General features: G+C 65.4%; 9 protein-coding genes. 6 read left to right on the top strand and 3 right to left on the bottom strand.

The genetic code is table 11. The features are described from left to right. Nucleotides 1-52 precede the first annotated feature (52 nt). Nucleotides 53-1,735 (top strand): PQQ-dependent sugar dehydrogenase, encoded by a 1,683-nt coding sequence (locus AC07S4_RS26515; protein WP_494989459.1) that lies wholly within the window; start codon nt 53-55, stop codon nt 1,733-1,735. Between the two features lies 1 nt (nt 1,736). On the opposite strand, the gene AC07S4_RS26510 is transcribed toward AC07S4_RS26515, so the two are convergent. Next, complete coding sequence (locus AC07S4_RS26510) at nt 1,737-3,650, bottom strand: methyl-accepting chemotaxis protein (RefSeq protein ID WP_494989458.1); 1,914 nt, start codon at nt 3,648-3,650, stop codon at nt 1,737-1,739. A gap of 57 nt (nt 3,651-3,707) precedes the next feature. Then, nucleotides 3,708-4,619, bottom strand: coding sequence for a LysR family transcriptional regulator (locus tag AC07S4_RS26505; RefSeq protein ID WP_494989457.1), 912 nt, complete (start codon nt 4,617-4,619; stop codon nt 3,708-3,710). A 125-nt stretch (nt 4,620-4,744) separates the two neighbouring features. Here AC07S4_RS26505 and gcl point away from each other — a divergent pair, with 125 nt between their 5' ends. The 5 genes from gcl to pyk all read left to right on the top strand — a co-directional run bounded on the left by gcl (nt 4,745) and on the right by pyk (nt 10,995). Beyond that, nucleotides 4,745-6,487: a glyoxylate carboligase gene (gene gcl / locus AC07S4_RS26500; RefSeq protein ID WP_494989456.1), complete on the top strand. Its 1,743-nt coding sequence runs from the start codon at nt 4,745-4,747 to the stop codon at nt 6,485-6,487. Nucleotides 6,488-6,497: 10 nt separating this feature from the next. Further along, nucleotides 6,498-7,277, top strand: a complete 780-nt coding sequence (gene hyi, locus AC07S4_RS26495; RefSeq protein WP_494989455.1) for a hydroxypyruvate isomerase — start codon at nt 6,498-6,500, stop codon at nt 7,275-7,277. A gap of 25 nt (nt 7,278-7,302) precedes the next feature. Beyond that, on the top strand, nt 7,303-8,190 hold the full coding sequence (gene glxR / locus AC07S4_RS26490) for a 2-hydroxy-3-oxopropionate reductase (protein WP_494989454.1): 888 nt from the start codon (nt 7,303-7,305) through the stop codon (nt 8,188-8,190). A gap of 78 nt (nt 8,191-8,268) precedes the next feature. Further along, complete coding sequence (locus tag AC07S4_RS26485; RefSeq protein ID WP_494989453.1) at nt 8,269-9,561, top strand: glycerate kinase type-2 family protein; 1,293 nt, start codon at nt 8,269-8,271, stop codon at nt 9,559-9,561. Nucleotides 9,562-9,573: 12 nt separating this feature from the next. Further along, nucleotides 9,574-10,995: a pyruvate kinase gene (pyk, locus tag AC07S4_RS26480; protein ID WP_494989452.1), complete on the top strand. Its 1,422-nt coding sequence runs from the start codon at nt 9,574-9,576 to the stop codon at nt 10,993-10,995. Nucleotides 10,996-11,079: 84 nt separating this feature from the next. Here the strand turns inward: pyk and guaD are convergent, their stop codons facing one another. Continuing rightward, nucleotides 11,080-12,393, bottom strand: a complete 1,314-nt coding sequence (guaD, locus tag AC07S4_RS26475) for a guanine deaminase (RefSeq protein ID WP_494989451.1) — start codon at nt 12,391-12,393, stop codon at nt 11,080-11,082. Nucleotides 12,394-12,408 lie beyond the last annotated feature (15 nt).

Below are 12,408 nucleotides of genomic sequence, written 5' to 3'. Positions count from 1 at the left end.
GGCAGCCATGCAATTCCAGACCACAAACAGACTCGCCTTCTCCGTCCTAGGCATGGCACTGGCGACAGCCGCCCATGCCGCAGGCCCCAGCGCCGCCGATGGCAAGCGCATTTTCCAGAACAACTGCGCCATGTGCCATACCGCGTCGCCGGACATGGCCACGCTGGCCGGGCCGCCGCTGTTCAACGTGCTTGGACGCAAAACCGCAGGCGTTCCGGGGTTTGCCTATTCCAATGCCTTGTCCGCCCTGGGCGCCAAGGGCGGCCACTGGACCGCGCGGGAGCTGGACCTGTTCCTGAAAGACCCCGCCGTCTACGCCCCCGGCACCACGATGCCAGTCGCCGTGGCGCAGCCGGACGACCGCCGTGCGCTGCTGGCCTACCTCGCATCCGCGAAAGGCAAGGCGTCAGCGGCAAAGGCTGCGCCGGCGGCGGCCGCACCGGTCCAGGCAGCAGCCATCGCTGAAGAAGAACACTGGAGCGACGACAAGCCCGGACGCATGCACGAGGTGCGCGTGGCGGACCTGCCGCCGCCGTTTGCCAGCGCCAGCGCCGGCAACAGCCCCCGCAACGTTCCCCGTCCCGAGGGCGCGCTGCCGTCCGTGCCTGAGAATTTCAGCGCCAGCCTGTGGGCCACCGATCCGGACCGGGGCCGCGTGATGGCGAAGGCGCCGAACGGCGACATCTTCATTTCATCGACCACGAAGCGGCTCATCAAGGTATTCCGCTCGTCGACGGGCGAAAAAGCGGACACCGTAACCGTGTTCGCGTCCAAACTGGACCGCCCTTTCGGCTTCGCGTTCTGGCCCGTGGGGCCGAATCCGCAATACCTGTACGTGGCGAACGTGAACTCCATCGTGCGCTTCCCCTACCGCAACGGCGACCTCGTGGCCAGCGGAGAACCGGAAGTGGTGGTGCCCACCCTGACGGCGGAAACCGGCAGCCATTCGTCCCGCACGCTGGTGTTCTCGGCCGACAGCAAGACCATGTACCTGTCCATCGGCTCGGCCTCGAATGTGGCGGAAGGCATAGGCGCGACGCCGCCGGAACCGCTGGCGCAATGGGAAGCCAGGCACGGACTGGGCGCAGCCTGGGGCAGCGAACTTGACCGCGCCCTGGTGCTGGCATTCGACGCGGACGGCAAGAACAAGCGCACCCACGCCACCGGCTTGCGCAACTGCGTGGGCATGTATTTGTACCCTCGCACCGGCGAGTTGCTGTGCAGCGTGAACGAGCGCGACATGCTGGGCGATAACCTGCCGCCCGACTATCTGACGCGCGTAAAGGGCGGCGCCCACTACGGCTGGCCGTGGCACTACATCGGCGGCCACGAGGAGCCGCGCCTGCAGGGGCAGCGGCCCGACCTGAAAGCCAAGGTCACCGCGCCGGACCTGCTACTCACCGCGCACTCCGCGCCGCTCGGCATGGTGATGTACCAGGCACCGGCCGCAGCCCGCGCGGCCTTCCCGCCCGCCTACGACGGCGACCTGTTCCTGGCCCTGCATGGATCGTGGAACCGCGCCACGCGCACCGGTTCGAAAGTGGTGCGCGTGTTCATGAAGAACGGCGTGCCCGCCGGACAGTACCAGGACTTCATGACGGGCTTTGTCATCAGCGACAAGGAAGTGTGGGGACGTCCGTCGTCCGTCGTGGTACAGAACGACGGTTCGCTGCTGGTGGACGACGACGTGACGGGCGAAATCTGGCGCGTTGCTCCCAAGCCAGCGCCAAAGTAAGCTAGCGTAGCGCCAGCGCTCCGCCCGGCGCACGCGCGGCGCCGGCTTCGTCCAGCTTGAAGATGCCCACCACCTGATCCAGCATGGCCGCTTGCTCCTGCAGCGACTGCGCGGCGGCGGCGGCTTGCTCCACCAGCGCGGCGTTCTGCTGCGTGGCGTCGTCCATCTGGATGATGGACTGGTTGACCTGGCCGATGCCGTCGCTTTGCTCGTGGCTGGCCGACGCGATCTCCACCATCAGCGTGGCGACATGCTGCACCGACGCCACAATTTCCGTCATCGCGGCGCCCGCCGTGTCGGCCAGCTTGCCGCCCGCCTCCACCTTGGCCACCGAATCGACGATCAGCTCCTTGATCTCCTTGGCCGCAGCGGCCGAGCGCTGCGCCAGGTTGCGCACCTCGGAGGCCACCACCGCAAAGCCGCGCCCCTGCTCGCCCGCGCGCGCCGCCTCCACCGCCGCGTTCAAGGCCAGGATATTGGTCTGGAAAGCGATGCCGTCGATAACGCCGATAATGTCCGACATCTTGCGCGAGCTGGCGGTGATTTCGCCCATCATGTCCACCACCTGCGTAACGACCGTGCCGCCCCTCACCGCTGCGGACGTGGTGGCCGACACCAGCTTGTTGGCCTCCTCCGCGTTGGCGGTGTTCTGCTTGACGGTGGACGTGAGCTGCTCCATCGCGGCGGCGGTTTCCTCCAGGTTGGACGCCTGGTGCTCGGTGCGCGCGGACAAGTCGAAATTGCCGGTGGCGATTTCGCTCGAGGCTGTGCTGATCAGCTGCGTGCTGTCGCGCACCTTGAGGATGGTGCCGTTCAGCGAGGACACGAAACGGTTGAACGCCGACGCCAGCGCGCCGATTTCGTCCTCCGACTCCACCGGCATGCGGCGGCTCAAATCGCCGTCGCCGCTGGCGATATCGCCCAGCATTTCGGCGGCGCGCATCACCGGCGCGGCGATCGCGCGCGCGATCAGATAAATGGCGAACAGGCCGATGCCGCCGCCCACCAGCGCCGCGATCAGCGAGGAGACCGTGGCCGAACGCACGATATTGCCCAGCACTTCATTCTCCGGCACTTCCGCCAGCACGTACAGATTCAGCTCGGGGATGAAGGAGGAAGCCACGAACTGCGTGCCGTCCGGGCCCTTGTAGGTGGCGTGCGCAAACTTCTCGCCGTTCAGCAAAGTCTTGCTCAGCTCCGGGGTGAAGCCCGGCACGTCCTTGAGCAAATGCTTGCCGTCGCCCAGCGCGGGATTGCGGTGCACCACCACCGTGCCGTTGGCGCGCACCAGGTAGACAAAGCCGGACTTGCCCAGCTTGTAGGCGCGCACAGCCTGCGCCAGCGAATTCACGCTCAGCCCCAGGCCAGCCACGCCCAGCTTGCCGCCGGCCGTCTGCACGCGGGTATTGATGAACAACATATAGCTGTCGGCGCTGACGTCCTTGTCCAGGTCCAGCGTATAGGCCTTGCCGCTGTTGAGGAAGTCGTAGAACCACTGGTCGCTGGCCTTGTCCTTGCTCAGCGTGCGGTCGTAGCCCTTGTCGACGAAATACTTGCCGGTGCCGTGCGACACCCAGAACACCGTGGCCGCCTGGTTCTTCGCCTTCAGCTGCGCGGCCTCCTTCTGCCATGCGGCCACGCCCTCGTCCGGCACACCGGCCTCCTCCCAGCCATGCAGGAAGGTGTTGTTGGCCAGCGTTAGCGACACCGACAGCGGCTGCGCAATCTGGCGCTGGATGTCGTTGCGGATTTCGCCGATTTGCGCCGGCAGCTCCTGCTCCACCACGCGCTCCCGGCTGTTCTTGCTGCTCATGACGATGCTGAGCGTGGACGAGATGATGATGAACAGCAGCAGGCACAGGCCCATGCTCAGCATCAGTTTGTTCTTGATCGACAGCCGGCGCAGCAAAAGCATAAGGACTCCCCCAAAAAAAATTATGAACGCCGTCTAGCGCGGCATGGCTATTTTCCGCTATTTGATGCGCGTCCAATAGCCCGGTTGCGCATATATTTCTTTTAACTCGTCTATAAAGAAACGTATCTTGGCAGGCAGATGCCTTTGCTGTAAATAGACAGCCATGATGTCATAGTCCGGCAAGGCGAAATCGTCCAGCACCGTGATCAGGCTGCCCTCGGCCAGCTGCGCCTGGATCTCCCAGGTGGAACGCCACGCCAGGCCCAGGCCCTCGCACGCCCAGCGGTGCAGCAGTTCGCCGTCGTTGCAATCCAGGTTGCCCTGAACCCGTATCGTCACCGGCTTGCCGCCCTGCTGGAAATACCAGCCGCGCTGCTGGCCGCCCTGCAGGTTGAAGGCCAGGCAGTTGTGGTGCGCCAGGTCGTCCAGCGTGCGCGGGATGCCGTGGCGGTCGAAATAGTCCGGCGTGCCGCACACCACGCGGCGGTTCTTGGCCAGCTTCACCGCCACGAAACTCGGATCGATCACGCCGCCGATGCGGATACCGAGGTCATAGCCCTCGCGCACCAGGTCTATCACCTGGTCGGTCAGGTTGAAGGACACCTGCACCTCCGGATTGGCCGCCAAAAAAGCCGGCGCGTGCGGCGCCACATGCTGGCGGCCGAACGACGCGGGGGCGGACACGATCAAATGGCCGGTCGCCTTGTGCCGCCCCTCCGAGATATTCCGCTCCGCCACCTCGAAGTCCGACAGCAGCTTGCGGCAGTCGTCGAGGAAGACATTGCCCTGTTCCGTGAGCGTGAGATGGCGCGTGGTGCGGTGCATCAGCTTCACGCCCAGCCGCTTTTCCAGCGCGTCTATGCGCCGCCCCAGCATCACCGGCGTGATGTTCTGCACCAGCGCGGCGCGCGCCAGGCTGCCCTTTTCCACCACCGCCACGAAGGCTTCGATTTGTTTGAGTTTGTCCATGAATTCATTATTCCATACTCAGGGTATCGAATAAACCGATATTTTGTTGTCTTATCAAGCGCATGGATCGCCTATAGCATACAAAACATCAACAACGGTATTGCACATAACTCGAGGAGAACACCATGGCAAAGATGACGGCAGCCGAAGCGGCGGTCCATGTCCTGCAAAAAGAAGGCATCACGGTCGCATTCGGCGTACCCGGCGCGGCCATCAACCCGCTGTACGCGGCACTGAAAAAGAACGGCGGCATCAAGCACATCCTGGGCCGCCACGTGGAAGGCGCCTCGCACATGGCAGAAGGATACACCCGCGCCGCAGCGGGCAATATCGGCGTCTGCATCGGCACCTCCGGCCCGGCCGGCACCGACATGATCACCGGCCTGTACTCCGCCCAGGCGGATTCGATTCCCATCCTGTGCATCACCGGCCAGGCGCCGCGCGCCCGCCTGCACAAAGAAGACTTCCAGGCCGTGGACATTTCCTCCATCGCCAAACCGGTCACCAAGATGGCCACCACCGTGCTGGAACCGGCCCAGGTGCCGCGCGTGTTCCAGCAAGCCTTCCACCTGATGCGCTCCGGCCGTCCAGGCCCGGTGCTGATCGACCTGCCTTTCGACGTGATGATGGCGCAGATCGAGTTCGATCCCGACACCTACACGCCGATGGAAGTGTACAAGCCGCGCGCCTCCCGCGCCCAGGTTGAGAAAGCGCTGGGCATGCTGAACGACGCGGACAAGCCACTGATCACCGCCGGCGGCGGCATCATCAACGCCAACGCCTCCGCGCTGCTGCAGGAATTCGCCGAAATCATCAACGTGCCCGTGATCCCGACGCTGATGGGCTGGGGCACCATCCCCGACGACCACCCGCTGATGGCGGGCATGGCCGGCCTGCAGACCTCGCACCGCTACGGCAACGCCACGGTGCTGGCCTCCGACTTCATGATAGGCATCGGCAACCGCTGGGCCAACCGCCACACCGGCTCGGTGGACGTGTTCACCGCCGACCGCACCTTCGTCCACGTGGACATCGAACCCACCCAGATCGGCCGCGTGTTCGGTCCGGACCTGGGCATCGTATCCGACGCGGGCTACGCGCTGGAGCTGTTCGTGGAAGTGGCCAAGGAATGGAAGGCGGCGGGCAAGCTGAAAGACCGCACCGGCTGGGTACACCAGTGCCAGGAACGCAAGCGCACCATGCTGCGCAAGACCCACTACGACGAAGTGCCGGTCAAGCCGCTGCGCGTGTACGAGGAAATGAACAACTACTTCGGCCGCAATACGCGCTACGTGTCCGCCATCGGCCTGTCGCAGATCGCCGCCGCGCAGTTCCTGCACGTGTACCAGCCGCGCAACTGGATCAACTGCGGCCAGGCCGGCCCACTGGGCTGGACCATCCCCGCCGCGCTGGGCGTGCGCGCCGCCGACCCGACCACCGACATCGTCGCGATTTCGGGCGACTACGACTTCCAGTTCCTGATCGAAGAGCTGGCCGTGGGCGCGCAGTTCAAGCTGCCCTACATCCACGTGCTGGTGAATAACAGCTACCTGGGCCTGATCCGCCAGTCGCAGCGCGGCTTCGATATGGACTTCTGCGTGCAGCTGGCCTTCGAGAATGTGAACGCGCCGGAACTGAACGGCTACGGCGTGGACCACGTGGCCGTGGTGGAAGGCCTGGGCTGCAAGGCCATCCGCGTGCACAAGCCGGACGACATCATCCCCGCCTTCGAAAAAGCGCGCGAACTGATGGCGCAGTTCAGCGTGCCGGTGGTGGTCGAGATCATCCTGGAGCGCGTGACAAATATCGCCATGGGTACCGAGATCAACGCCATCAACGAATTCAACGACATCCTGGATGTCGCGTAAGGAGCACAACATGCCTAAATTCGCCGCCAACCTCACCATGCTGTTCAACGAGCTGCATTTCCTGGACCGCTTTGGCGCCGCCTCGCGCGCCGGCTTCAAGGGCGTGGAGTTCCTGTTCCCCTACGACTTCGAGGCGGACCAGCTGGCAGAAAAGCTGCACCAGTACCAGCTCGAGATGGTCCTGCACAACCTGCCCGCCGGCCAGTGGGCGGCGGGCGAACGCGGCATCGCCTGCCTGCCGGACCGCGTGGGCGAGTTCGAACAAGGCGTGGAGAACGCGCTGCGCTACGCAAAGGCGCTGGGCACGCGGCGCATCAACTGCCTGGTTGGCATCCTGCCGTCCAACGTGGAGCGCGCCAAGGCGCAGGACACGCTGGTGCGCAACCTGAAGTTCGCGGCCGCCGCGCTGAAGAAGGCCGGCATTCCGCTGCTGATCGAGCCTATCAACACCTTCGATATTCCGGGCTTCTTCCTGTCCGGCACCCGCCAGGGCCTGGAACTGATCGAAGCCGTGGGCTCGGACAACCTGTTCCTGCAGTACGACATCTACCACATGCAGCGCATGGAGGGCGAACTGGCCAACACCATCAAGGCCAACCAGTCCGTCATCAAACATATCCAGCTGGCCGACAATCCGGGCCGCTTCGAACCCGGCACCGGCGAGATCAACTACCGCTACCTGCTGAACTACCTGGACCAGATCGGCTACGACGGCTGGGTGGGCTGCGAATACAAGCCGCAAAACGGCACAGAAGAAGGCCTGGGCTGGATCCAGAAGCTTGCAGCATAACTACTAACTATCAAGGAGAATCAACATGGCAAACCTCGGATTCATCGGCCTGGGCATCATGGGCGCCCCTATGGCGGGCCACCTGCAAACCGGCGGCCACAAGCTCTACCTGCACGACATCAAGAACCCGCCGGCCAACCTGATCGACGGCGGCGCCACCGTGTGCACCTCGGCTGCCGAAGTGGCCAAGCGCGCCGACATCATCTTCCTGATGGTGCCGGACACCCCGCACGTGGAAGAAGCGCTGTTCGCTGAAAACGGCGTGGCAGCAGGCCTCACGGCGGGCAAGATCGTGGTCGACATGAGCTCCATCTCGCCCATCGCCACCAAGGAATTCGCCAAGAAGATCAACAAGAAAAGCTGCGCCTACCTGGATGCGCCGGTCTCCGGCGGCGAAGTGGGCGCCAAGGCGGCATCGCTGACCATCATGGTCGGCGGCCCGGCGGAAGCGTTCGACACCGTCAAGCCGCTGTTCGACCTGATGGGCAAAAACATCACTCTGGTAGGCGGCAACGGCGACGGCCAGACCACCAAGGTGGCCAACCAGATCATCGTGGCGCTGAACATCCAGGCCGTGGCGGAGGCGCTGCTGTTCGCCTCCAAGGCCGGCGCCGACCCGGCCAAGGTGCGCGAAGCGCTGATGGGCGGCTTTGCCTCGTCGCGCATCCTGGAGGTGCACGGCGAGCGCATGGTCAAGCGCGCATTCAATCCCGGCTTCCGCATCCAGCTGCACCAGAAGGACCTGAACCTGGCGCTGCAGGGCGCCAAGCAGCTGGGCGTATCGCTGCCCAACACCGCCAACACGCAGGAGCTGATGAACGCCTGCGCCGCCAACGGCCTGTCCGGCCTCGACCACTCCGCGCTGTGCCAGGCCATCGAGCTGATGTCCAACCACAAGATCGCGCAGGGTTGACGCAATGGCGGGTTACGGCGCTCCGCGCCTAACCCGCCAGCTCCACCGTTACAGCATCAACGAAGAAAGAAGCCCATCATGTCCGTCACAGATCCTCGCCAAGATCCTCGCCAAGACCCTCGCCAATTCCTGCTCGACCTGTACAACGCAGCCATCAGCGCCGTCCACCCGCGCACGCTGCTGTCCGAATTCCTGCCCCAGCCTCCCGCCAACGGCAAAACCCTCGTCATCGGCGCAGGCAAAGGCGCGGCGGCGATGGCCGAAGCGGTCGAGCGCAACTGGAACGGCCCCATATCCGGCCTGGTGGTCACCCGCTACGGCCACGGCGCCAGGACCGAACATATCGAAGTCGTGGAAGCCTCCCACCCCGTCCCCGACGAAGCCGGCCAGCAGGCCGCCGCGCGCATGCTGGACATGGTGCAGGGCCTCACCGAAAACGACCTGGTGCTCTGCCTGATCTCCGGCGGCGGCTCCGCCCTGCTCGCCTTGCCCGCGGAAGGCATCACCCTGGCCGAAAAACAGGCCCTGAACAAAGCCCTGCTGCGCAGCGGCGCGGCCATCGGCGAAATGAACTGCGTGCGCAAGCACCTCTCCGCCATCAAGGGCGGCCGCCTCGCGCTGGCCTGCGGCAAAGCGCGCGTGGTCACCCTGCTGATCTCCGACGTGCCCGGCGACGACCCGCGCGTGATCGCCAGCGGCCCCACGCTGCCGGACGCCACCACCAGCGCCCAGGCCCTCGCCATCCTGCGCAAGTACAAAATCGACATTCCGCAAAGCGTGCACGCCCACCTGGAATCGCCCGCCAGCGAAACGCCCAAGCCGGGCGACGCCCGCTTCGAGCGCCACAGCCACCACGTCATCGCCACCGCGCAGGACGCGCTGGAAGCGGCTGCCGACAAAGCCCGCGACGCCGGCATCACGCCCTACATCCTGTCCGACGGCATAGAAGGCGAAGCGCGCGACATCGGCCTGATGCACGCCGCGCTGGCGCGCCAGGTCATCGCGCGCGGCCAGCCCTTCGAACGTCCCTGCGTCATCCTGTCCGGCGGCGAAACCACGGTCACAGTGCGCGGCAACGGGCGCGGCGGCCGCAACGTCGAATTCCTGCTCAGCCTCGCGCTGGCGCTGGAAGCGGCGCCCGGCGTGCACGCCATCGCCTGCGACACCGACGGCATCGACGGCTCGGAAGACAACGCCGGCGCCCTCTACGAACCGGACACGCTGGCGCGCGCCGAAGCCCTGGGCGTGAGCGGCAAAGCGCACCTGGCCAACAACGACGGCTACAGCTTCTTCAGCGCGCTGGACGATTTGGTGGTGAGCGGGCCGACCCGCACCAACGTCAACGACTTCCGCGCCATCCTAATTCTTTGAAAGAGACCAACCATGCGCCGTGAACGCAAAGCCAAAATAGTGGCCACCCTGGGGCCAGCGAGCTCCGAACGCAGCACCATCCAGGCGCTGTTCGAAGCAGGCGCCGACGTCTTCCGCTTCAACTTCAGCCACGGCAGCCACGCCGACCACCAGCGCCGCCACGCCATCGTGCGCGACATAGAAAAAGAGCTGGGCCGCCCGATCGCCATTTTGGCCGACCTGCAAGGCCCCAAGCTGCGCATCGGCGTGTTCAGCGGCGGCAAGGTAAACGTGAGCGCCGGCGCCGAATTCGTGCTGGACCAGAACCCGGACCAGGGCAACGCCACGCGCGTCTGCCTGCCGCACCCCGAGCTGTTCGCAGCGGTGAGCGCAGGCCAATCGCTGCTGCTGGACGACGGCAAGGTGCGGCTGGAAGTGCTGGCCAGCGACGCCAGCACCATCCGCACCCGCGTGGTCAACAGCGGCGTGCTGTCGGACCGCAAAGGCGTCAACGTGCCGGACGCCGTGCTGCCCATCCCCGCGCTCACCACCAAGGACAGGCAAGACCTCGAATTCGCGCTTGGCCTGGGCGTGGACTGGATCGCGCTGTCCTTCGTGCAGCGGCCCGAAGACGTGAAGGAAGCGCAAGCCATCGTCAACGGCCGCGCCGGCGTGCTGTCCAAGCTTGAAAAGCCGGCCGCGCTGGACCGGCTCGAAGAAATCGTCGCCGCATCGGACGCCGTGATGGTGGCGCGCGGAGACCTCGGCGTGGAACTGCCGCCCGAGCGCGTGCCCGGCGTGCAAAAACGCATCGTGCGCATGTGCCGCAAGCACGGCAAGCCGGTGGTGGTGGCCACGCAGATGCTCGAATCGATGATCAGCGCGCCGGTGCCGACGCGGGCCGAAGCCTCCGACGTGGCCAACGCCGTGTACGAAGGCGCGGACGCGGTCATGCTCTCGGCCGAATCGGCCAGCGGCGCCTACCCGGTGCAGGCGGTCGCCCTCATGCACCGCATCATCTCCGAAGTGGAACGCGACCCCTACTACCAGGCCCTGATCGACGCCCAGCACGAAGCGCCGCTGCCAAACAAGGGCGACGCCATCTGTGCCGCGCTGCGCGACGTCACGCAAATCATGGGCGTGGTGGCGACGGTGACCTACACCACGTCCGGCCACAGCAGCCTGCGCGCCGCGCGCGAGCGGCCGGCGGCCCCCATCGTCAGCATCACCCCCAACCGCGCCACGGCGCGCCGCCTGGCGCTGGCCTGGGGCGTGCACAGCACGGTCAGCCCCGACGTCCACAGCGTGGACGAGATGGTGGCGGCAGCCTGCCGCATCGCCCTGCGCGAAGGCTTCGTCAAACCTGGCGACCAGATCGCCATCGCCGCCGGCACCCCGTTCGGCCAACCCGGCACCACCAACCTCCTCCGCCTCGCCGAAATCTGGCCGCAATAATCTTTCCAAACACCAAAATGGGGTCAGGGTTAATTATTTTTGCAATATTAACCCTGACCCCTTTTTGGTTTTTTGCAATGGCGCTTATTCGCCGCGCTGGTGGACTTGCCGGCCGGCGGCGTAGGTGGCGCTGATGGCGCGGTCGTCGCCCAGCATGGCCAGCGCGAACAGCAGCTCTTCGAGGCTGTTCGTGCGCGTGGTGCGGCGCTCGAGCAGCGGCGTGGCTTTCGGGTCGAGCACGATGAAGTCGGCTTCGGCGCCAGGCGCGAAGTTGCCTACCGTGCCTTCGAGCCGCATGCTGCGCGCGCCGCCCAGCGTGGCGAGGTAGAACATGCGCAGCGCCGGCATGTAGGTGCCGCCCATGCGCGCGACCTTGTAGGTTTCGTTCATCGTCTGCAGCATGGAGAAGGAAGTGCCGGCGCCCACGTCGGTGGCCAGCGACAGCGCCACCTGCGCCTTGTCGGCGCCGGCGAAGTCGAACAGGCCGCTGCCCAGGAACAGGTTGGATGTGGCGCACATCGATACCGCCGCGCCGGTTGCGGCCATGCGCGCGCGGTCTTCGTTGTCGAGCCAGATGCAGTGCGCGTACATGGAGCGCGGACGCAGCATGCCGTATTGGTCGTACACGTCCAGGTAGCTGCGCGCTTTCGGGAACAGGGACTTTACCCAGGCTACTTCGTCGGTGTTTTCGGCGACGTGGGTCTGCACGTAGGTGTCCGGGTAGGCTTGCGCCAATTCGCCCGCCAGCTGCAGCTGCGCTTCGGTCGACGTGGGGGCGAAGCGCGGCGTGATGGCGTACATATTGCGGCCCTTGTTGTGCCAGCGCTTGATCAGTTCTTCGCTTTCGCGCGCGCCGCCTTCCGCCGTGTCCTGCAGGAAGCCGGGGCAGTTCCGGTCCATCATCACTTTGCCCGCCGCCATGCGCAGGTTGCGCTGCTCGCTCGCGCCGAAGAAGGCGTCCACCGATTCGGGGTGCACGGTGCAGTAGACCATGGCGGTGGTGGTGCCGCAGCGCAGCAGCTCGCCGAGGAAGAAATCGGCCACGCTGCGCGCGTGGTCGGGGTCCTGGAAGCGGCGCTCGGTCGGGAAGGTGTAGCTGTCGAGCCATGGCAGCAGCCCCGGCGCGGGCGAGGCGATCATGTCGGTCTGCGGGTAGTGGATGTGCGTGTCGATGAAACCGGGCATGATGATCTTGCCACGATAGTCGCGCACCAGGGCGCCTTCCGGCAGCGTAGCCTTCAGTTTGTCGTAGTCGCCTGCGGCTTTCACGCGGCCTTCTTCCAGCACCAGCAGGCCGTCTTCATGCCAATGGTGGGCCTGGCCGCTGAGTGCAGGGTCGCCCGTGAAGTGCAGGATGCTGGCGCGGAAGGCCTTTAATGTCGTCTCGATTTTGTTCATGATTGCGTAGTAGTT

It is taken from the genome of Pseudoduganella sp. GW821-FHT05F09 (assembly GCF_059419605.1).
Note: the sequence above shows the minus strand (reverse complement) of the source record. Positions and strands in the feature narration are given on the sequence as shown.